General features: G+C 44.8%; 17 protein-coding genes. 14 read left to right on the top strand and 3 right to left on the bottom strand.

Annotated elements, in window-relative coordinates; translation table 11 throughout:
- Positions 1-12: 12 nt before the first annotated feature.
- From LLG96_15535 to lexA, 3 genes are all read right to left on the bottom strand, one after another.
- Positions 13-1,020 (bottom strand): class I SAM-dependent methyltransferase, encoded by a 1,008-nt coding sequence (locus LLG96_15535; GenBank protein MCE5251620.1) that lies wholly within the window; start codon positions 1,018-1,020, stop codon positions 13-15.
- A 9-nt stretch (positions 1,021-1,029) separates the two neighbouring features.
- On the bottom strand, positions 1,030-3,546 hold the full coding sequence (locus LLG96_15530) for an ATP-dependent helicase (protein ID MCE5251619.1): 2,517 nt from the start codon (positions 3,544-3,546) through the stop codon (positions 1,030-1,032).
- A gap of 125 nt (positions 3,547-3,671) precedes the next feature.
- Complete coding sequence (lexA, locus tag LLG96_15525) at positions 3,672-4,271, bottom strand: transcriptional repressor LexA (GenBank protein MCE5251618.1); 600 nt, start codon at positions 4,269-4,271, stop codon at positions 3,672-3,674.
- A 356-nt stretch (positions 4,272-4,627) separates the two neighbouring features.
- Here lexA and LLG96_15520 point away from each other — a divergent pair, with 356 nt between their 5' ends.
- The 14 genes from LLG96_15520 (at position 4,628) to LLG96_15455 (ending at position 23,922) form a co-directional block, all read left to right on the top strand.
- The gene (locus tag LLG96_15520; GenBank protein ID MCE5251617.1) at positions 4,628-5,395 is read left to right on the top strand and encodes an SDR family oxidoreductase; all 768 of its coding nucleotides are present in this window, start codon (positions 4,628-4,630) and stop codon (positions 5,393-5,395) included.
- Between the two features lie 160 nt (positions 5,396-5,555).
- Positions 5,556-6,332: an SDR family oxidoreductase gene (locus LLG96_15515; GenBank protein MCE5251616.1), complete on the top strand. Its 777-nt coding sequence runs from the start codon at positions 5,556-5,558 to the stop codon at positions 6,330-6,332.
- 86 nt (positions 6,333-6,418) lie between these two features.
- Positions 6,419-7,948, top strand: coding sequence for a tagaturonate epimerase family protein (locus tag LLG96_15510; GenBank protein MCE5251615.1), 1,530 nt, complete (start codon positions 6,419-6,421; stop codon positions 7,946-7,948).
- Between the two features lie 480 nt (positions 7,949-8,428).
- Positions 8,429-9,553 carry a helix-turn-helix transcriptional regulator gene (locus tag LLG96_15505; protein MCE5251614.1) on the top strand — a complete coding sequence of 375 codons (1,125 nt, stop codon included), beginning with the start codon at positions 8,429-8,431 and terminating at the stop codon, positions 9,551-9,553.
- Between the two features lie 600 nt (positions 9,554-10,153).
- A complete protein-coding gene (locus LLG96_15500; protein ID MCE5251613.1) occupies positions 10,154-10,939 on the top strand; it encodes a hypothetical protein in 786 nt (261 codons plus the stop codon).
- 94 nt (positions 10,940-11,033) lie between these two features.
- Entirely contained in the window at positions 11,034-12,149 is a 1,116-nt protein-coding gene (locus tag LLG96_15495) for an outer membrane protein assembly factor (GenBank protein MCE5251612.1), read from the top strand.
- Between the two features lie 123 nt (positions 12,150-12,272).
- A complete protein-coding gene (locus LLG96_15490; GenBank protein ID MCE5251611.1) occupies positions 12,273-13,106 on the top strand; it encodes a CPBP family intramembrane metalloprotease in 834 nt (277 codons plus the stop codon).
- The gene (locus LLG96_15485) at positions 13,106-14,389 is read left to right on the top strand and encodes an MFS transporter (protein ID MCE5251610.1); all 1,284 of its coding nucleotides are present in this window, start codon (positions 13,106-13,108) and stop codon (positions 14,387-14,389) included. Before LLG96_15490 ends, LLG96_15485 begins: the two co-directional genes overlap by 1 nt.
- A gap of 81 nt (positions 14,390-14,470) precedes the next feature.
- Complete coding sequence (locus tag LLG96_15480) at positions 14,471-14,749, top strand: hypothetical protein (protein MCE5251609.1); 279 nt, start codon at positions 14,471-14,473, stop codon at positions 14,747-14,749.
- 896 nt (positions 14,750-15,645) lie between these two features.
- A complete protein-coding gene (locus LLG96_15475; protein MCE5251608.1) occupies positions 15,646-17,094 on the top strand; it encodes a catalase in 1,449 nt (482 codons plus the stop codon).
- 512 nt (positions 17,095-17,606) lie between these two features.
- Positions 17,607-17,963, top strand: a complete 357-nt coding sequence (locus LLG96_15470; protein MCE5251607.1) for a PadR family transcriptional regulator — start codon at positions 17,607-17,609, stop codon at positions 17,961-17,963.
- Positions 17,964-17,965: 2 nt separating this feature from the next.
- Entirely contained in the window at positions 17,966-19,324 is a 1,359-nt protein-coding gene (locus LLG96_15465) for a permease prefix domain 1-containing protein (protein MCE5251606.1), read from the top strand.
- A 549-nt stretch (positions 19,325-19,873) separates the two neighbouring features.
- Entirely contained in the window at positions 19,874-21,118 is a 1,245-nt protein-coding gene (locus tag LLG96_15460) for a polysaccharide pyruvyl transferase family protein (GenBank protein ID MCE5251605.1), read from the top strand.
- Complete coding sequence (locus LLG96_15455) at positions 21,115-23,922, top strand: AMP-binding protein (protein MCE5251604.1); 2,808 nt, start codon at positions 21,115-21,117, stop codon at positions 23,920-23,922. The genes LLG96_15460 and LLG96_15455 overlap by 4 nt, the downstream gene beginning before the upstream one ends.
- Positions 23,923-23,928 lie beyond the last annotated feature (6 nt).

The raw sequence follows: 23,928 nt of genomic DNA, 5'->3' as shown, positions 1-23,928 counted from the left end.
CACAACAGCGCTTCAGTCCGAAGCGAGCGTTTCATATACAAGAGGATTATCACCGTACAATGTATCCATATCATCGATGGCGACCAGCTCGAACCGCTCATGTTTAATCCGTCGCTGTGAAGCGGCGGTTGAGCGCGCCTTGATCCCTTTTTCCTCGCGTGTTTCCGGTGTGCGATAGTGATGAAATCCAAAATTCGGTCCGATAAAAACACTTCCTGCGGATTCCTTGTTTTTCCGGGCAACAATGACAAACATCCAGAAGAATGATGAAGGATTGTCTGCCGAGTGGACGAGTCCCGAGCGTTCGCGGTCAGGTGCAAGGCCGAAATTTTCGAGTGAACGAACAATGGCATCAAACTGCCTGACCGTTCCGACCGACCCTGCCGGCAGCGTTATAACCGCACGACCGCCCGGGTGAAGAACACGGTTCAGGCTGTTGAAAAACCTGACGATATCGGACTGTTCTTTGAGGTGATGGCATACGAGCCCGCACACCACCGTGTCGAATACGCTCTCAAACGGCCAGTCACGGGTCATATCTGCTGTGATATATCTGTTGTGCCTCCCCGTGAAGGAGTCCACAAGGCCGGCTGTTTTCAGCAAGTCAGGGAAAAGATCGAATCCGGAAACCCCGTCAAGCCCGAGGATTCCGGCGGTAACTCCCACTGCACATCCCACATCGAGAGTGTTTCCGCGGAGGATATCGTTCACGGTTTCGCCGAGTAAGGTTTTAAGGGCTTCTGCTGCGCATGCCTGGTATCCTCTGCCGTGATCGACACCCTGTGTCAGGTAAAGATAGGCATACTGTTTACCGAGCCCTTTTTTGCGGCTTATCAGGGACAGGGCCTTTCGGGGCGCAAGTGCTTTAATGTCGCCGATAATGCCGGGAAACGTTCTGTTCCGATAGGGCGCCGGAATAGTATCGTGAATAATGGATGCGGCTTTACTGCATGCATCGTACCAGTCGTTTGATGCGTGTTTTATTGTATTCCCCGTATGGTTTTTACGATTCAGAATCACCCCTGTTTATTATGACTTATACCAAGCAGGACACTGAAATTTAAGTTGGCATAATTTGCAGTGATTGCCACGTTGCGGTTCATACCTTCTGTCATTAAGGTCTTTAAATACTTTATCAAGCATTTCGTTAGTCTTCGCCATGAATGTATCATCATAACGAAGTGAAATTGTCAGTGCCGGGTTAAAGATCGGAACAATCTCTACCATTTGTATTGGAAAAAAACTCTGTGCACAAAAGCCCAATGCACCTGCTCTCGCCTGAAGTTCGTACTGCCGTTTTTTTGTCTCAATATCCGTAGAAGTTTTCCACTCTTTTAAAACAATTACACCATCCCGTTGCTCGATGACGGCATCAACTACCCCGTCAATCTGTCCGGATCCATCGTGCAAGTATCTATACCTCGATTCTATTGATAGAACCTTCTGTGAGGTTTCTGAAATTGTTTCAATTATTTCTTTGTAGGATTGTTTCATCTTTTCGATATCTTTACAAGGTAATTTCCGTAATGGTGAATCTCCATCCTGTAGACCCCGCTTGAAACAATTATTAATTGATGTTTTATCTGTTTTTATACCTGCTCGAAGGTAATATTCAAGTGCTTTGTGCATTCTTGATCCGATGCTCTGCGGAATAGACCATTTAGGGAGAAACCGTCCTTCGTGATATGCAGCAAATTTTAAGGGGCATTGTTCGTAGAGGTCGAGATCAGTCGCTGCAATTATCGGAGGTGTTGTCGGTTTCGAATATGCTTTAATCTTTGGGCGAACATTTGTTGTTCTGTCATCCCTGATAGGTATAAGATTATCACCCAATGCGCTAAGTATTTCAATGGGTTTCTGAATTGTATGAACAATAATCAAAATATCTCTCGCTCGTGTTGCGCCAACATAAGCGAGTCGGTAGTCTTCCGTATCTACGGGATTAGGGAAAGCTTTTCCAAATTTCATTAAAATAACAATCGGGAATTCCAGTCCCTTCGCGGCATGGATGGTCATTACCTGGATTGCATTCTGTTTGCTAATAACAGCATTGGTAACAGAAACTTCTCTATCTTGAGTATTTTTCAATGCTGGCCAAGCTTCAATGAATGTAAACGCTTGTGGTGGCAGCGTGCTGTCTATGGCTTCAGATGCTGTAGCAAGTGGTCGAATTGAACGAAGGTCAAAAAAAATTTTTGAGATGAGAGAGCGAGAGACCAGATTTTGTATGTCCGGATGTTTATAGAGATTATTCAGAGCGTTTCCCGGTTTCCATGCGGGTAGAGTACCGATTATTCCTTCCATTGCACTATCTGCCCGTGAAGAATAGTATTGTTTATTGAATTTATTATATGTTTTATCCTCAATTTCATTTCTTGTTCTTGAATCTAATTTACTTGAGAGTAAGGCAATGTCACTTTGTTTAATTTTGGGGTTTGATTTCAAATACCTTTTGATAAATAGAAGTGCCTGTTCGAGTGTGGCAGTATAGACCGGATGTCTAACATTATCAACAGATTCTTGATCCCTTTTTGAAATTAATAACTTGAGCATTCCATTTGTCTCTATACTTGGAATCTTCTTGCTAAGCAAATGGTAAGCACAATTCAAAATTGCTTGCGTAGAGCGCCAGTTCTCAGTCAAGTAATACTTCTTGGCTCTCGTTACCTTGATGAACCAAAGCATATTCTCTGACCCTGCACCCCGCCATTCATATATTTGCTGGCAAGGATCTCCGACTACCCAGATATTCCGTCGCTTTCCTGATAGCAGAAGAAGTATTTCGGCTTGAATATCACTGACGTCTTGAAATTCATCTACAAGTATAGCGTCAGATTCTGATACAAGCTCTTCGGAAAACTCCTTGTATTGTTTCAAGCAAAGTAGAAAATCTTTATTCATCAGGTCGTAATCAGTTGCCGTCAACTCTTTCAACTTTTTGTAATATCTCTTCGCTGTCAGTTTCAAGTCATTAAGATTGGGCATACTGAACCATGAATAGTAATGAGACCTATTTTTCAGTTCATCAAGCTTGCTTTGAATTAAGCAATAGATTTTTTGCTTTTCTTGTCTGTTGGCCATTTCTGCTCGGATGCTTTTCTCCAGCAAACTGACGAGACCTGCCTTATCTGCTTTTTCAGTCCAAATATTTCTTGAGCAAGTGCTTTTATTGCCGAATTCTTCCCACGCGCAGTGAAACAATAGAACTCGCTGGTTGGGTTCTCCAATTAACTGTGCAGAACGCATCAATTCCCGATGCATTGCTTTGCATGCAAAATCCCAAATTAAAGCATCTATTGTTGAGATTCTTAATTGCTGTGCAACTTTGCCAAGGTGTTGGAAAGCCCGGTCGTAGAGTTCAGCAGTAGCTTTACGCGTGAAAGTAGTTATAATGATACGGTTAGGGGCAATGTTTTGATGGTCAACCAAAAAAAATATGCGATAGACGAGCGCGGTTGTTTTTCCAGTTCCAGCACCAGCCACGACACAAGCTGGTCCTTGTGAATGTAAAACGGCACTGTTCTGTTCTTCTGTTAAATTGATCATTTTAAGGCAACTATCTTTCGCGATACATCATTTCATATAAACTGCAACTAGCAATTAATCCACTATATTGCTTTTATATAAATACAGAGTGTATCGAAAAATAAGATGTATGATGATAAGTTTTATTACATTTTCCGGATAACGCCGACAACTTTTCCGCCGATACGGAACGACGGGTCGGTGTTTCTGACAGTAATAGGCTGCAGTGCATCATTTTCAGGAACAAGCCTGATAATGTTGCCGTCACAGTAGATTCGCTTGACCGTCGCCTCGTCTTCCAGGAATGCGACGCCTATTTCACCGGGCTCGATTATCTGCTGCATTCTCACGATGACATAATCTCCATCGAAAATACCGGCTTTAATCATGCTTTCACCTTTGACGCGGAGCATGAAAATTTCGTCAGATGAACCATACACATCGTGCATGTTGAAATAGCCTTCGAGGTTTTCCTGGGCGAGAAGCGGCGCCCCGGCAGCGACATTGCCGATGATGGGGAAGCCGTCACGTCTTCCGACAATATCGAGCGCCCGTGCCCGTGATGATTCACGTTTCAAATACCCTTTACGGATGAGCGCCTTGATGTGATTGTTGACTCCGTTAGGCGATTTAATGTCAAATTGTGCCTGGATTTCAGGAATAGTCGGCGGATACCCGTACTCGATCGCAAACTCTTTGATGAATGAAAGAATCGAAGCCTGACGTTTGGTGAGATTTTTCGACATCACTTACTCCTTGAATGTATTGGTTAATAATGAATATATACAGGCTGACTTTTATAGTGTGTAATTGATTATACCGCAAAAATAAGTGTATTCTATTATACTGTCAAGTATTATTTTTATATATAATGAACATTTTTCAATCTGATGCTTTCGTGATTAATATTTCTGTGAATAAATAATGTTGCCATTACCCGGAATAGATGCCGAAACGAGTTCGGCATGACGTTAACCGATGTCACTGTTTAAGTGTCGATGCAATAATTTTGAAAAGATATTGTATATGAATTTTTGAGAGGTTATATTACAGTAAATACTTATGTTGTAAAAAAAGAACGAAACTGCGCGGGGAGCCGTGGGTGATTAAGGAGAAATTCAGTCTGGAGAATAAGAGGGGCATTATTACCGGGGCATCTCGCGGTCTCGGCAGAGGTATGGCCGAAGGACTGGTCGAAATGGGAGCGGACCTGGTTATTGCTGCCCGTGACAAAGACAGGCTGGAGAAGGCCGCCCAGGAACTGAGAGTTTATGGAACGAGAGTCATACCGGTTGTGACCGATGTCAGTAATGACGATGAGGTCAAGCGTCTCGTTGATACGGCTCGTTCGGAATTGGGCGGTATCGACTTTCTTTTCTGCAATGCAGGAATCGTACGGCGCGGTGTTTCGCATGAACATTCAATGGAAGATTTCGATGATGTATTTAGGATCAATGTCCGCTCGGTTTTTCTCCTGTCGCAGCTTGCTGCACGTGTCATGATCGAACAGGGCCGCGGCGGGTCGATTGTTCTGACCGACTCGGTGCTTTCAGTGCACGGCAGCCTCAATGTTCCCGGTTATGCATCTTCCAAAGGGGCGATTAACATGCTCGTGCGGGCGCTTGCCAATGACTGGGGGCCGTACGGAATCCGTGTCAACGGCATCGGTCCCGGCTTCAGTGAAACGGATATGACCGAGGGCGTCCGCAATTCGCCCGAACGGTACGGATACCTTACAAGCAGGATGGCGCTCGGGCGTTGGGGGAAACCCGAGGATTTCGCCGGAGCTGCCGTATACCTTGCAAGCGATGCCTCAGGATATATGACCGGAACGACGCTCTATATTGATGGCGGGTTTCTGGCGATGTAAGATGTTTTTGCCTTGTTTGGATATATGTGTATCATTTGCTTAACGTTGATTTTTTGTGTAAATCGTGTATTTTTCGGTATAAGAAGCGGACCCGGTTGAAACGGGTTATAATTTCTGTTCATAATAGTCTTGTGGTTTCTTTTTTTACGGAGGTCTGTTCATGAAAACGTATGATGGGGTTACATATGATTTTTCCGGTAAAGTTGCTGTTATCACCGGAGCTTCCTCGGGTATTTTCCGGGAAGTGGCAAAGGGCTATGGAGAAGCGGGCGCTGCTGTGGCGATAGTCGATGTGAACATGAAGGGCGCCGAAGAGACAAAAAAAGCCATCGAAGCACAGGGCGGAACCTCACGGGTCTATAACTGTGATGTCTCGAAAGTGCCGGTTATTGCGGATACTGTGGTACAGATTATCAAGGATTTCGGAAAGATCGATGTTCTCATTAACGGCGCCGGCGTGCTGTTCCGTTCCAAATCGGAGGAATTTCCCGAGGATAAATGGGATTTTGTCATGAATATTCAGGCAAAGGGCACCTTTTTCATGTGCCGCGAGGTTGGCCGTCACATGCTCGAACGCGGACAGGGAGGGAAAATAATCAACACCTCCAGCATGCTTGCATGGTCGGGCGGCTATTTTGTGCCCTCGTATGCTGCGGCAAAAGCGGCGATAACGCAGTTCACCAAATCGCTCTGCAACGAGTGGGCGCCCCGTGGTATCAATGTCAATGCCGTCGCCCCCGGATATATTCTCACCGATATTACCCGTCCCATCCATGACGATCCCGAAAGAAACCGTTCTATCCTTGACCGGCTTCCCGTGGGGCGGTGGGGGAATCCTGCAGACCTGGTCGGGCCGTTTCTCTTTCTCGGCTCGGGAGCGGCTGACTATATTCATGGCACGATTCTGCCCGTCGACGGCGGCTGGCTCGCCCGTTAACCGTTACATGTACAAAAAACAGCGGATTCCCTGTTTATGGAGATTCCGCCTGTGTCAACATGGTATTGCCGGAGATGAGGGACAAGATGAATCACATCGTTCGAAAAGAGTTTATAGCAGACGCGCTCAAGGGGAAAATAACCATTGATTCCCTCCGGAATTCACTCGCCGGAGAACGTGATATTGTGCCGGAATCGATTTCGCTCGAGGGCGGACGGCTGTTCATGCTTGCCGAGCCTGAAGGCAGGCCTGCCCTTGTCGTCGCATCGTGTGATCAGGAGACACTTTCCGGATTTTCAGGCGAAGCGATGTCGGTGCAGGAGTGCGGCGAGCCTTTCTATGTCGTAATCTGCCCGCTCGATCACGGTAATGCCGCCCGTCTCCGTGAAACGCTTCCCCGGACTGCACCCTCGGTGCTCGATTGCAGGGAATCCTTTGGAACCGGCGACCGTATCAGCGGCAGCGCGTCTGCAACACCGGGTCACATCGCCGCTCTCGCAAACACCGGTCTCACACCGGTGCTTGCCCAGCAGTCAGTCCGCGAGAATCACAAAACGGGTCGGACATTCGAGCAGGTCATGGACGATGTCACCTGGTCGGTATTCAGAACCGGATACCATCGTCCCTGGGGATCGGACGCCGACCATCTCAAGACTATGGACGCCATCGGAGAGGCAGTTCGCGCCGGCTTTACCATGTATACCCTCGACCCGTCGGATCTGATCGACAATGACGCCGATACCGATTCCGATGAAGTGATTGCACGAAAATTGCGGACTCTTTTTCCCGATGAAAAGGGCGCGGACGCTTTTATCTCGCGGTATGAGCGCGCGGACGGTGCTTCCCGGACAGCGGTGGCGCGGTCTGCGGTCAAGTATCTCGGAGCGGTTCGTCACGCGGTAAAAGCGTACAACCGTCTCAGGGAGCTGCGCGGCGGTTCGGGATTCAACTTCGAGCTCTCCATTGACGAGACCAGGACAACCACCTCCGGCCTCGATCACCGTATTATTGCCACAGAGTGCGTCCGCGAGGGTATACAGCTCTTCAGCCTTGCCCCACGGTTCGAGGGAGCTTTCGAAAAGGGCATCGATTACCGCGGTTCACTCGATGGTTTCCGTCGTTCCATAGAAACACACGCAGCACTGGCCCGCGAGCTGGGAGGCTACCGTCTCAGCCTGCACTCCGGTTCCGACAAGTTCAGCATTTACCCCATCTTCGGCGAGGTAACCGACGGTTTATACCATGTCAAGACCGCAGGGACATCCTATCTCGAAGCGGTTAAGGTCGCCGCGCGCACCGATATCGCATTTTTCCGACGGATTCTCGACCTTTCCCTCGAGACCTTCGCGGAGAATGTCAAAAGCTACGAAATCTCCGCCAATCCCGCGAATGTTCCAGTCTCGCAGGGCCTGTCACCGGATGAAGCCGTCCGCCAGATAACTGTCAATCCCGATATGCGTCAGGTGCTCCATATCGCGTTCGGTGTTGTGCTCCAGACGATGGGCGATGAGCTGAGGCTGATGCTCGGCAGGGAAAAGGCAGTCTATAAGGATTTTCTGGTAACCCATATCGGGAAGCATGTGAAGATGCTGAAGAGGTGGGGTAAAACGAGTTAATCCGGTTATTAATGCGATCAAGGCGTATAAAACGAACCAGCCGCACCTCGTATTATGTATCCTCTTAACAATCAGTAAAATACGGGATAAGGTATTTAAGATTTTAATCAAAAGAATTCCTCGGAGTTCTGCTCCGGGGTAACAATGCTTTGGTTTTTAGAAATTCCGGTGGTATGAAGTACCAGGAAGGTGGCGTAATATCTCGCAGCTCTGCTGCGATGATAGTTGATTTTCAGGAATTTATTTATTACAGTATACTTATTCATTGGTGACTGTCCGGCTGAAAAGTTGGCCCTATATCAAATTTCAGTAAAATTTTAGATGCTCTATTATTCATATCCCTCATCCTTTGATTCCCTCTCCCTCCTTATACCGTAATAACTCCTATAAATGGGAGAGGGTTCGTTCTAAGCACTTTATGAGTTCACAATGGGATATAACTCACTCATGATATGATACACCGACGAGGAATAGTCCATCATGGAAAACTCATTCAATTTTATTACCACAGTATTCCTGCTTGGCGCTGTTCAGGGGATATTTCTCGCTTTATTATTGCTGAAAAAACAAGACAATAAAACCGCTAATACATTTCTGGCATTTTTGATGATTGCGTATTCTGCATTTATTGCAGAAGCATCCTTTACTGCAACTGATTTATCAATACAATTCCCGCATCTTCTTGGTTTAGCGCAAGGCGTTGTTTTTCTGTTCGGACCTCTCCATTATTTATACACACGCTCTCTGATTTACACCGGATTCAAATTCACAAAAAAACAATTACTTCATTTTCTTCCTTTCGCCATTTTTTATTTATCTCTTTTATTCCCCTTTTATCTCAGAAGCGGAGAATATAAAATTACTTTCGTTAATAATGTTATGATGTATGGTCAATCCCCGTTGCTGATGTTTTTTTCATGGGCGAAAATAATTCAGGGAATTGTTTATTTGATTATAACTCTTGTTCTATTGAAAAATTATTCGCGAAAAATAAAAGAATGCTTTTCATCGATCGAAAAAATCAATTTAAACTGGCTATGGTATATTACTGTAATGACAACATTTTTATGGATACTGATATTATTTCTGAATTTTTTGGATTTTGTTGGATTGATACCCTCGTTCGGTGGGGCCATACCTTTTTTTGTGGCTATTCTCATATATATCATGGGATATCTTGGATTACGGCAGCCTGAAATATTCTCGGGAATTTCAGATGGAAAGGAGATGAAAAAGTATGAACGCTCGGGTCTTACCCAGGAAAAGGCACAGACAATTCTCAAAAAACTCATTCATCTGATGGAGACAGAAAAACCATACACCGATAACAATCTGAAACTCAGTCAGCTGGCGAAAATGCTTACAATCACCCCGAACTATCTTTCGCAAGTGCTCAACGATACCCTTCAGCAGAATTTCTTCGACTTTGTTAACCGCTACAGGATCGAGGAATCCAAAAAATTGATATTAGATTCGTCACAGCAGCAATTCACCCTCCTGTCCATTGCCTATGAAGTCGGCTTCAATTCCAAATCCGCATTCTACACCGCGTTCAAAAAACACACCAACATGACCCCTTCGCAGTTCAAGAATAATTCCCTGTAGCTCCGATTATTTAGCCCGATCTATTCATAAATATAAATAGAACACGGATTTTCGCGGATTTGTTTTTTTTAAATATCTTTTTTGGTGTTAATGTTAAATAATTTATAATAATAGTATAAATAATATGTTATGTATATTTGTGTCTTCGTGGTTGAATATTTTTATAAATAATCCCGGTTAGTAAGTAACTGTGTTTCCCCAATTATTTTTTTCAACTGAAGCTGCGTAATAGTTCTTTTCCGCATTGTCCGCATCGCTTTCATACTCTTCATGTATATCATATATAAATAATATCTTGCGTTTCAATATTGCCGCCGCATCAGGTTTTAACCTATAGGACAGAACCCGCGGATTTTTCGAATTTGTTCTGACGTATAGGACAGGTCGATTGTTTTTCCGAAATACACCATATTTTCCCCCGACATGATAACACGGGCAACAGTCCGATATGGATTCTGTTGAAAAACCGCTAAAAACTATTCAGTCGGGAAAGTACATCAACAAACGGATTATTACCGGACTACAGGTTCCGAAGATGGCACAGCCTTTATTGAGTCACGACTGACAATCGCTCTTACGGATACAAAGGGAAAAAGGAACATGCAGACAGTGCATTACATATCGGCCACAGTGATTTTAATGGGTGCGGTGCAGGGAATCTTTTTCGCGCTGCTTCTCCTGGGCATCAAACAGGAGCATAAATCGTCGAACAGTATCCTCGCGGCGCTGCTTATCATGATGGCTACCGGATTCATATCGATGTTCGGTGTTATTGTCAGTAAAAGCCAGCTGCTCATCGGGGTGTTCCATGTGCTGATGCTGATGATCATCGTGTGTATTCCGCTGCTGTATCTCTATGTAAAAACGATTACCATCAGGGATTTCAGGCTCTCGAAGAGAAGTGCTTTTCATTTCCTGCCCGTTGTTCTGGGGATTCTCTATCTGCTCATGTTCAACGCACCGTTGTATGACCTTGCGGATGCATTGGCGTTGAAATCCTTCGACCATACATCTGTGATAAGGATTTTATGGATACTGTATGCGCCGCCATATCTTTTCTCAGTCCAAATACTCATTAAACGTCACTCTCACAGGATCGCCGAATCTTACCTGCACGATGGGGTTATCAGTCACGTTATCCTATACGAATTGAACGTACATCTGTGGGTCCGTACCCTGCTTGTGGCATGCTGGGTGTACTGGTTATTAAGTATTGTTTCGTTCATTTTCAGGAATTTCGCAGGATATTGTTCGACATTCATTATCGTCTCGGCATTCATGATGTATCTGCTCGGTTTCCTCGCCTTGCAAAAACCAATGATTTTTTATCGGCCTGATATATCACTTCTCGGACAAAAAGATGAATCGCAAGGAGGTGCTCAATGACAAATACGCGATAATATAGAAAGGTCGATGAAGCATAATGCACTGAAAAAAAGAAACATACAATCAATCACACATTTCATGAAAGGGATTTAACATGAAACGCTTTTCCAGAATCATCACCGGGGTCACCGTAACACTCCTTCTCTCACAGGCAGCTCAAACCTTGGCCGCCGAAGAAATCCAGGAGTCGGCCACTACTCAAACATTAATGGAGAATAAAAGTTCCGTCGGGGCATTCCCGGTCATGTTTTACTCCGATGAAACCAGGTTTGCCGCCGGTGGAGGTGCACAGGTCATGATGGGCGGAGAGAGCGAACGTTTCTCTTCATCTTTCGGTCTGATGGCGTTCGTTACGCAGAACAGGCAGTATACATTCATTATCGCACCGGAACTCTACCTGAAGGACGATACCTACAAGATGACCGGTAATTTCGGTTATTCCTATTTTCCGGACTCATTTTATGGCATCGGCAACAATACAGACAAGGACAATGAAGAGAAGTATACGGGACGACTCTGCAAGATTAACCCGATACTCCAGAGAAAAATCCGCCCCAATCTTTTTATAGGGATTCAATACGATTATGCATACGGAAAGGTCGTCAAGAGCGAAAACGGCGGGCGGCTGGCGAGCGGCCGGGTGCCCGGCAGTGAAGGCGGCGGCGCATCGGGGGCCGGCATTAATATAACCTGGGATTCAAGGGACAACAACGTTTATCCTCTCAGCGGCAGTTTCCATCAGGTTATTGCATCATCATATGGCTCCACACTCGGGAGCGATTACACATTCAATTCCTACCTGATTGATCTCCGTTATTACCGTCAGGTATTCGGCTCGCATGTCATAGCATTCCAGGGCATTAGCTGCATCAATACCGGCCAGCCGTCATTTCAGTATATGAACGACGTGAGCAGCCTTGGTAAATACCTCCGGGGATATACACAGACTCAGTTTGTGGATAAAAATGTCCTCGCTTTCCAGACCGAATACCGTATGCCACTCTATGGCAGGTTCGGGCTTGTCGTATTTGCAGGTTTTGGTCAGGTCTCAGAAAAACTCGATACTATTGCGTTCGATGAATTCAAGCCATCCGCCGGGATGGGTTTGAGATTTGCGCTGATTCCCGAGCAGAAGGTTAATCTGCGCATCGACATGGGAATGGGAAAAGACAATAGCAGTTTCGATATCAGTCTCATGGAAACCTTCTGACACGAAAACCTGAATTATCAACGAACAGACACCATCACAGTGGTGAATTGCTGAAGTTATTCAAGGATTATGCAGTAAAAACAACCAACATTAAAAAAGTAGCAATAACATTCGGAGGAACACATGATTTCATATGATCGCTATAAACCGATTAAATATTTCGTCATGACATTCGTTGCGACGTTCTCTTTCTGGTTCGCAGGGGCGTATTTAAGTTTCAACGATGAGAAGAATGGCCTGTATACACTTCTGATGCTGCCGGGCCTGATGGCGCCGTTCCTCATCGCACTCGCCATGATCTTTAAATCCAATAATTCAGAACTCAAAAGGGATTATGTAAACAGGCTCATTAATATCAGACTGATTCAACCAAGAATGCTGCCGGTTTTTATGCTGCTGCTGCCGTTTTCCGTCCTGTTGTCCATTCTTATTTCTCTTCCATTGGGCGGTTCGGTTTCGCAGTTTCAACTGGCGGAGGATTTTTCATTCTCATATGGATTCGTACCGGTGTTGCTTGTTCTGCTGCTTGCCGCGAGTTTTGAGGAGCTTGGGTGGCGTGGCTACGCATTCGACAGCCTGCAAAGCCGTTTCACCTACTTTAAGGCATCGATTGTATTCAGTATTCTCTGGTCGTTCTGGCACTTTCCGCTCCTGTTTGTAAAAAATTCCTATCAGTATGAGATATTTCAGCAGAATATCTGGTATGCGGTGAATTTTTACGCGGGGATCATCCCCATGGGAGTGATTATCAGCTGGATATGCATTAAAAACCGAAAGAGCGTTCTTGCGGCAATCCTGTTTCATTTCATCACCAATATGTGCCAGGAAGTTCTCGCAATAACCCAGAATACAAAGTGTATTCAGACATTCGTCCTCAGTGTTGCCGCCGCCGTCATCATTGTGATGGACAGGGACATGTTCTTTTCGCGGGAGCATCTTGCGGTGAGGAGTGAATGATGAACCAAGCAAAGAAATCATTCCGGCAGTTTCTGATAATCTGGACAGGTCAACTCCTGTCCAGAATCGGAAGCGGGATCAGCGCTTTTACTCTTGGCGTCCACCTTTATCAGAAGTCCGGAAGCACTTCTGCCTATTCGTTCCTTCTGCTCGCAGCATTTCTCCCATCGGTTATGCTCGCTCCGATCGGTGGTGTCATCGCGGACAGAAGAAACCGAAAACTGATGATGGCACTCGGCGATATCGGCTCATCTTTTGGCATTCTTTTTATCATTGCAATGTTATATGTATACCCTGATAAATACTGGCCATCATATCTCGGTGTCGCGGTCAGCTCGCTGTTCGTCGCGCTTCATGCTCCGGCATTCAAGTCATCGGTCACCGACTTCCTCGACGAAAAGGAGTACGCAAGGGCAAGCGGAATGATCCAATTTGCCGAAGCCTCCCGTTATCTGCTGGCTCCGGTTATTGCGGCGTATTTACTGACACGGCTGCGTCTGCAGTTTGTCCTGGCCATCGATATGGCGACTTTTGTTCTGGCTGCCGTAACCGTCCTTCTGGTCAGCAGCGTTTCCTGGCAGCGTGTATCCACACTTCCCCGTGGACGGTTCCGGGAAGAACTTGCCGATGGTATCAGATATATCGCATCGAACAATGACATTTCTCGCCTGCTCATCCTCACCATGGCTGTCACCTTTTTTACCGGCATCCTTCAGGCGCTGTTTGTCCCGATAATACTGTCTTTTACTGATGCGACAGCACTGGGTATTATTCAATCTACAGCCGCATCCGGTATGATTCTCGGCAGTATTCTCATTGGGTTGTTCAGTAAAACTTCACAGCAAAACAGAACGTTATTGTTATCTCTTTTCGCTGCCGGTTTTTTCTATCTCCTGATCGGGACTACAACAAAGCCTGTACTGCTCACGGTCACAGCGTTTGGTTTTTTCTTTACGCTCCCGTTTGTGAATACCAGCCTGGAAGTGTTGTTTCGTCGTAACATCGCCAACGATTTGCAGGGGCGGGTATGGTCCCTGATATCGTTATTGTCCCAAACCGGCATGCTTGTGGCATTCGGTGTTGCCGGTATTCTGGCGGATCATTTTTTCAATCCACTTCTGGATGGCCATGGCCCCGTTTCGGATATCCTCGGGAAAATATTAGGTACAGGCCCCGCACGGGGAAGCGGGCTTATGATTATTATATCGGGATGTATGCTCATGGCCTGCGCACTTTTTTATAAAAGGAAGAAACGAGTTCATGAAATGATACAGACTGCGTAGCGAATAATATATAAAGAAATAACAATATACTTTGTAATGAATAATAGAACGCACAAATCATCCAATTATGAGGTTGAGACTATGAAACATTCTCTTACCTGCATTCTGGCTCTCGGAATACTCATCGTTTCCCGGAATGCGGAAACACAAAATCGCTGGAGTGTTGAAATCCGCAGCGGTGTATCTACCCCGACACAGGACATGGGTGGTCTCGATTTCGGCACGGGCTATGGTTTCGAAGGGACGATGGCGTATCGCTTCATGCCGCATATGGCGACGTATGTCGGCTGGGGCTGGAATCAGCTTCCCCATGATCGGTCTGGTGATGTATTAACAATTTTTTCTTGTAGTGATGAATGAGAATTAACGTTCTCACTCACCACGTATTAATATATATGCAATTCCTGCATGTCAAGGCCAGGACAAGTCGTCCTTCAGACGAGCATTGACGAACATTCATCAGATGTAAACATGAAACCAAAACAATTCAGATTAACGCATAAAAAACCGGAAGAGAGGATTCTTCTGGTTTGTTTTTTATACCGTTGACAGCGCAAGATACCGATTGTGTTTTTATAGTGTTGCGCAACGAATTATCTGGTGGAGGCGGCGGGAATCGAACCAGAAGTACAGCATTTTTCATATCCCTTTATTATCAATAAAATACAAGATAAGAATCTGTTATTTTTCAAATTGAATTATGCTCATGGATAATAACTGTTTATCATCATTTATCATCATTTATCATGATTTGTCACCTGAAATACTCACGTTATACTTCCGCTGATATATTATTTGAAAATATAATATTGACTTGACAAATAACTACGTTTAAAATACAATATTAATACAGCTTATTATTAATGATTTTCAAAAATGAAAAATCCTATATAGCAAGCAGCATTACAAAATACTTGAAACTCCCAAGGCTACCCAAACGCATAAAATATGATCTGGCTTGTAATGAGCTTAAAGGTGAATTTTCATATCTTCGTATGGGAACAGTGTATAGCAATTTATATATTTGAATGGACAGGAATATGTCATGAAGATTGATTCTGGCGGTACTTATGACATGTTTGAGGTCTGGCTATAGCAACATTACCACTTCATCTGTGAAAAATGCAATGCAATCATTGATTTGGATGTGTTTGTTGCTGATCAATTAAAAATTGCTGAGGTAACTGGACTCATTACAAATTGTCATAGAATTGAATTTTTCAGGTTATGAAAAAATGAATGAAAGGAGTGACTCAATGGGTAAATCGAATAAACTAACCACTGCCGCCGGAATTCCCGTTCCAGACAACCAGACATCGCTTACTGCGGGAGAGCGGGGGCCGACACTGCTTCAGGATCATTATCTTCTTGAAAAACTGGCTCATTTCAATCGTGAGCGTATCCCCGAGCGTGTTGTGCATGCGAAAGCGGCTGGCGTACACGGTGTTTTCACTGTTACGAAAGACATCACGAAATACACAAAGGCGAAGATATTCTCAGAGATTGGCAAGAAAACGGAAGTATTGGGCCGGTTTTCCACTGTTGCAGGGGAGAAAGGGTCCGCGGATACAGTTCGCGATGTCAGGGGCTTTTCTCTGAAATTCTATACGGAAGAAGGCAACTGGGACATGGTGGGGAATAACACGCCAGTGTTTTTCATCCGGGATGCCATCAAGTTTCCGGACTTCATTCACACCCAGAAACGCGACCCTCAGACAAATGTAAAGGCGGATACTCCGCAATGGGATTTCTGGTCACAGGTTCCCGAATCATTGCATCAGGTGACAATTCTCTTTTCCGACCGCGGTATACCCAGAGGAATTCCCTTCATGAATGGGTACGGGAGTCACACTTATAGTTTAATCAACGCTCAAAACGAGCGCTTCTGGATCAAGTTCCATTTCAAGACCCGGCAAGGCATTCAATGCATGATGCAGGACGAAGCGGATATGCTGGCCGGCAAGGATCCTGATTATCATACACACCAACTGTTCGAAACGATAGCACGCGGGGACTTTCCGAAGTGGACGTTATATATCCAGGTCATGCCGGAACTTGAGGCAGAGCATTATCGCTGGAACCCTTTCGATCTGACAAAAGTCTGGCCTCATGGCGACTATCCGTTGATCGAGGTTGGAGTCATGGAGATGAACCGGAATCCAGCGAACTACTTTGCTGAAATTGAGCAGGCCGCATTCTCCCCGGCAAATGTTGTTCCGGGCATATCTTTCTCTCCGTGTAAGATGCTTCAGGCAAGAATATTTGCATACGCAGACGCCCATCGGTATAGGCTTGGTGTTAACTTCGAGCGACTGCCTGTCAACGCTCCCCATGCAACAAAAGTGGTGAATACTTACCAACGGGACGGACACATGAGGTTCGACGACAACGGCGGACCTGATCCGAACTATGAACCGAACAGCTTCGGCGGTCCCGAGGCAGACCCTGCTTGCAAAGAACCACCCCTGAAGATATCCGGCGATGCGGACCGTTATGAACAGAAACGAGGGGTGGATGACGATTACATTCAGCCGGGGAATCTCTACCGTTTGTTACCGCAAGATGAACAGAAGCGACTCATCCAGAACATTGTGAGAAGCCTCAAGAATGTCCCGAAGGATATTCAGAAAATAATGGTTGAGCATTTCCGTAAAGCGGACCTGAATTACGGGGGTGGTGTAGCAAAGAGTTTGGGACTTGAATAAATGATGTATGTACAATAGGATCTGACAAAAAAGCGGTCATATGGCCGCTTTTTTAATGGTGCGAAATTTAAGTGGTTTTTTTACTATTCAAAAAATAAGGGCTAAAAAAGTATTAGCTGTTATTTAACAATAAATTGGTGGAGGCGGCGGGAATCGAACCCGAAGTACAACATTTTTCATATCATCTTTATTATCAATAATATACAAGATAAGAGCTTGTTATTTTTCAAATTGAATTATTCTCATGAATAATACTGTTTATCACCCTTTATCATGATTTGTCACCTGAAATACTCCCGTTTACTCCCGTGAAATTATTCTGCTTCAGTAATTAGCCTCCCTATATCCACCAATAACCAATCTCAATGAATTTGGCTTATTGATCCATATTGTTTTGACGGGATACAATCAAACATATGAACTGAGAAATTCAGCGACAGATAAAATAATCTTTGACAAAAGAAATTCGGACTGATATATTAATACATATAAGTGCTATGCATGGAGGTGATATGGATCTATCAAAAGACCTTGTGGCGGCTTCTGCGACGCCCCTTGTGCTTTCAATTCTCAAAGAAGGGGACAGTTATGGCTATGCCATCATTAAAAGAGTTAAGGAACTCTCCGGAGAAGAAATGAACTGGACCGATGGAATGCTGTATCCGGTTCTCCACAGACTGGAAAAGCAGGGTTATATCAATTCCTACTGGCAAAAGTCCCATATCGGGAGAAAACGCAAATATTATTCTTTGACCCGTGAGGGCGATGAAAATCTCGAAGTCATTAAAACGCAATGGCGTCTTGTCAATGAAACCTTGGTCAGGACATGGAACCGGGACAAACAGATACAATCCGAAGGAGTGAATTGAAAATGGAAGAGAATAAAACGACGATTGATAGAAAGATTGGTGAATGGAGAGACTATTACCTTTGTTCCGGATGTATCGGTGATTCGGATATAGATGAACTTGAGGACCATCTGAGGGAAGAGATAGCGTCTCTCACACAGAAAGGGCTTTCGGAGGAGGAAGCTTTTCTCATAGCTGTCAGACGTATTGGAAATCCTCCGACACTATCGAAAGAATTTCGGAAGATCAATACACACGATCTCTGGAAGAATCTGTTCCCGGAACCTGTGGACATTGAGGAGCGCCGAAAGAATACACGAGAATTGATTCTTATCGTTGTCCTCGCAATTGCCGCGGGGCTTTTAACGGAATTGACCAGACTCTTCGGAATAGGTTTTGAGGAAGAAATTTTCTACTTCAAAAATGCAAGCTTTTTTGTTCTGCCTTTTATTACGATCTTTTTTATCCGGAAAAGACAAATTCCCCTTCCGGCTTTCGTGACTGTCGTTCTGACCTTTTCCCTCTCCTTACTGATCATAAACCTCTATCCTTTTTCGAAAGAAAGCCCCACATTAATTCTGAGTACAGTTCATCTTCCGCTCTTTCTCTGGTTTTTTGCAGGAATCGCCTATACGGGGCGTGAATGGAGAGATGTCTCCCGGACGATGGATTTTCTCCGCTTCAGCGGTGAGGTCTTTATATATACGACGCTCCTGTTTTGCGGTATTTTTGTCATAAGCGGTTTGAGCATTGCTCTTTTTGCAGCCATAGATATAAAAGCTGAAAAATATGTTTTTGAACATTTTGCAGTTCCCGTAGCCGCCGCGTCGCCGGTTATCGCCGCCTATCTCGTTGATCAGAAAAAAAGCGTTGTTGAAAATTTCGCCCCGATACTTGCCAGAATTTTCGCTCCGCTGCTTCTCTGTGTGATGCTGGTGTTTCTGGGAGTAATGGCAGTGCTCCGGAAAAGCCCCTTCCTCGAAAGGGATTTCCTTATCGGGTTTGATTTCATGTTGATATTGGTCCTCGGGATCGTGTTCTACATCATTTCCACACGGAAAGAAACAAACGTCCCGCAGATATACGACTGGATCAGCCTCTTTCTCATTACCGTTGCCCTGATCATCGATGTCATTGCGCTTTCCGCCATTGTTTTCCGGCTGAGTTCCTTCGGTGTCAGCCCGAACAAGCTGGCTGCCCTGGGGGAAAACGTGCTTGTCTTTGTCAATCTTTTTGGGATGGCTTATCTTTTTATACAGTTTTTCAGAAGAAAAATATCCTTCGTTCTCTTGGAGAAATGGCAGACAAGGCTTCTTCCGATCTATGCCCTGTGGTTGGGTTTTGTCGGGCTGATATTTCCCCTGATATTTTCGTTTAAATAAGGCTGGGATTAAATTTTAACGGGGTGCATAGTGTCGGCAAGGGTTTTTCTTATGTATTATTTGTTAACTTATCTCCTGGGATCGTGTTTTGAAAAACTGTATGACTCCGGCCTGCTTTTTCTCACATAGATATTGTAACTGTCGATCCAGTCAGTGGTAAATTGTGGTAAGTAACGAAGCCGGTATCTCGATTCGCAAAAAATCCTGATCAGGATATTATTCGGTAGCAAACCTTTCATAAGTATATTATTATCAACAAGATGGTGGAAGCGACGGGAATCGAAACCGCTGCGAGGCATCATTGTAAGTTTTTGAGAAATAATAAAATATTAGATGAAATCCTTTTTTTATAATCAATTTAAAATTCTTACCGTTTATTGCCATTTATCATGATTTGTCACCTGAAATAATCCCGTTTTGATCACGCAAAAATTTTATTATATTTTTTTGGATAGTAATGATTGAGAATTAGACTATTTATTAATGTATGATATATAAAATAGTGATAAAACTATCAAATTTAAACTTGAAAGAGATTGTGTTATCACCATGAAAAAACATGCAGATATAATTCCGAAAGTTCTCCTTGTAGGTTATAACGGAGCTAACAACACGGGCGCCGAGGCAAGACTCCTGGCTACAATAGAGGATATAAAAACGATACTGGGGCCTGAAGTTTTCATTACCGTCCCGACTCTGAATGAGTTCAACCTCCGACGGTACCTCAAGGAGGAGTCAAATCTTCGGATCGCTCCCATTCCCTCAATATATTTTCGATCACTCCAACGGCTCGTGAGTGAACATGACCTGATCCTTTTGGTTGAAGGCAGTACCTACATGGACACGTGGACTTCCGCCCTTCTCTGGTTTTTTTTGTGGGCTTCTCGTTGCGCCTATGCTATGGATAAACCCTGCCTTGCGTACGCTGTCGATGCAGGTGATTTATCTTCCATAAATCAAAGACTTGTAAAACGGGTGGCGAGCAAGACGGACCTCATTATTACCAGAACCGGTTCCGCTGCTGCCCGTCTCAAGTCCTGGGGGGTAAGCGCACCAATTGAAGTAACGACCGACACCGCTTATACGTTGCTTACAAACCCTGCCGACAAAACATTCCTGCAAGATGTGTGGCCGGATAATTCAACCGGAATTGTAGGGATTGCAGCTGTGGATTTCTATTTGTGGCCGGTAGTAATACGTCTTTGGGGCCGCAAGCAATATTGCTACAAATGGCCGTACTACTTTTCCCATTCACCCGAACGACACCATTCAACTGAAACACTGGCAAATGTTTTCGCAGCCGAGGCTGACCGTATTATCAAAAAGTATGACAAGTCTGTAGCCTTGATTTGCATGGAAGAGCTTGACGAACCTCTCGCTCGGATGATTATGCATTATATGGACAATTCCGATCGTGCGAGAATATTTTCTTCAAAGCACTATAACGCCTCTCAGATGACTGTTCTTTTAAGAAGTCTTGAATTACTGGTAACCTCAAGATTCCATGCAAGTGTTCTTTCTCTTGATGCGCAAGTACCTCAGGTAGCTGTGGGGCATGACAGTAGGCTTGAGGACTTTTACCGTGAACTGGGTTTACAGGAGTTTTTTATCGAATACTCAACGCCAGATTTATCGGAAGTTTTAAGTAATCGTGTTGACAGATTGTTTTCGGATACAAAGCTCATCAGGGAGATTCTTGTAAGAGGATTTGAAGACTTTATAGCAAAATCAACACGTAACCGTGAATTACTCAGAGTTTTCGTGGAGAAACAAGGTTGGGGGGTTAAGGGATGACCGGTACGATACTCCTGACGGGGGCGACAGGTTTCTTGGGCACGTATATAACACAATGGATTCTGAAAAATACCGACCTCGATATTATCGTACTCGTAAGGGCTAAGAACATGCAGGAGGCACTATACAGACTATCTCGGGGATGGTGGGACTTTCCTGAACTTATAGGCGCCATTGAAGACAGGATTCAGGTGGTTAAGGGCAATATCACCGAATCCGGATTAGGTCTTGAGGATGTTATCTATGATGAGTTAGTATCCAGGCTCACTCACATTATCCATATGGCTGCAAATGTGAGCATCTGCGCCTCCCTTGACGAACTCAGGATGACCAATGTTCAGGGTACAAAAAATGTGCTCGAACTGGCTCGGAAAGTCCACCTTGATCACGGTTTAATACGATTCTCTCACGTATCTACTGCCTATGTTGCCGGAGGACGAAGAGGTGAAATACACGAGAACACTCTTACCGATGAATACGGTTTTTTAAGTCCATACGAGGTTAGTAAGTACGAGAGTGAACTCTTGGTACAAGCGGCTAAAGTCGAGTTTCCCATCTCGGTTTTTCGCCCCGGGATGATAGTCGGTGATTCTCACACAGGTTACATTAAAACCTTTAATACCCTGTATTTCCCGGTACGATTATACATGACCGGTCGGCTGAAGGTTCTTCCTTTGAGTTCATCACAACGTATCAACCTTATCCCGGTCGACTATGTTACGGATGCGGTTGCCCGTCTTACCTTCGATCCCCGGGCAGAAGGTATGAATTTCCACCTGACAGCACCTTTTGAATCACTGCCTGCTGCAGGTGAATTAATAGGTTATGTCAGAGAATGGACACGGGAGCGTCTCGGTATTACTCTTTCACGTCCTCTGTTCTTGCCAATTCCTGATTCCTTGCTTCTGCGCTGGTTCAGGATTCAAAAAGTTTTCCGCATCAAACAAAAAGGTATACTTGATGCTTTAATACCCCTGGTTCCTTACTTCAATGAGCGCAGGCGATACATGAGAGACAACACTGACCGGTTACTGGGTTGTTATGAAATGGAATGGCGCGCCATCATGCCGAACCTGTTGGAGTTTTCGGTTTACACGGGCTTTATGCACAGGACTGAACGGAGTGTTCACGAGCAGATCATTTTCCGCCAGAAGAGTAAAAGCCGTCCTGTGACTTACCACGATGTGGTGAAAGGTAAAATCGTGACCAGAGATACTGCAGAAGTTCGTAAGAACATACTGGCAGCAGTAAAAGCGCTGTATTCCATGAATGTCTGCCCCGAGGACCGTATTGCCATAGTGGGACTCAACAGCACTCGCTTTCTTACCATAGATGTGGCTATCGGTCTCATCGGTGCGGTGAGCGTTCCCCTTTACTATACATGCCCTCTGGCAGATATTGACGAGATCATCAAGAATAGTAACTCAAGACTCTTGTTTGTAGGATCATATAAACTGATAGAGAAAGTTGAGGAATTAACCGTAACAATTCCGGTGATTTCCTTTTGTCAAGACTCTCTCCCTCAAGAGCTTCATGATAAAGTCATTTCCTGGAACGACTTTTTAGCCAAAGGGGAAAACAGTGGCGAGATGCGACTCGACGCTCCCATTGCTTTATATAATACTGCAACTCTGCGGTATACTTCGGGGACAACGGGCAGGCCAAAGGGCGCGATTTTCAGACACGATAATCTCCGGTGGATGGCTGAGTCTCTCGCCTCACTGATACCGTGGAAGACAAGGAATGAAAAAATTTCGTACCTCTCGTTTTTACCTATGAACCACGTTGTAGAGGGTATCCTCACAATGTATTCACCATACTATATTCCTGCACCATTGAATATTTATTTTCTTGAAGATTTTCATGATCTTCAGGATGCACTACCGCGTGTGAAGCCTACAATATTTTTTTCAGTACCCAGATTTTATGAGAAGGTATGGGAGAAAATTTTAAATAGTGGGATTGGGTGTCAATATTTAAGATTACATAAAGGTCTTATGAAAAAAATTTTTCGCTATATTTTGCGGTGGGTAATTCTGAGAAAAATAGGCCTTGAAAGGTGCACCCAGCTTATTATGGGTTCAGCTCCTGCAAGTGAGAATCTTTTTAAATCATTCCGGGAACTCGGCATTGAAATCCACAATGCCTATGGACTGACCGAGGCTCCATTGGTCACATTGAACCGTTTTGGTGCTAACAGGCTGGGGACAGTAGGCGAGCCTCTCCCCAACACTCTTGTGCATATAGCTGATGATGGTGAGATACTGGTTCGAGGTCCACAGGTGACTTCCGGTTATTATGGTGGAGGAGTAGAGCAGCCTTTCAGGGAAGGCTGGCTTCAAACGGGGGATTATGGATATCTCACTGGCGAAGGCAGCCTTGTTATCTCTGGCCGCAAGAGCGAGCTTATCGTGACTTCTTACGGTAAGAACATATATCCGGTGAAAATCGAGATGATGCTACAAGAAATCACGAATATCTCCGTGGTCATGCTGATTGGAGACAGCAGGCCTTATTGTGTATCTCTGCTTTGGGTAAAGCAAAATCTCTGTACCGAGTTTTCTCCAGAGGCAACCGATAATGCCATAAAGGAAGTTAATACACGTCTGTCCCATCCTGAACAAGTAAAACGCTGGGCCATTCTTAACGATGATCTTTCTATCGAAGGCGGGGATCTTACTGCAAACCTTAAGATTAAGAGGAAAGCGCTCACCGGGCGGTTTAAAGACGTGATTGATGCTCTTTACGACGAGCGCGAACTCCCTGAGTATGTACTGCACTACGGCCGCACTGAGAAGGGATGAGACTCG

This window comes from bacterium (assembly GCA_021372535.1).
Classification (GTDB): Bacteria; Latescibacterota; Latescibacteria; order Latescibacterales; family Latescibacteraceae; genus JAFGMP01.
This window is presented reverse-complemented; position numbering and strand designations above follow the sequence as displayed.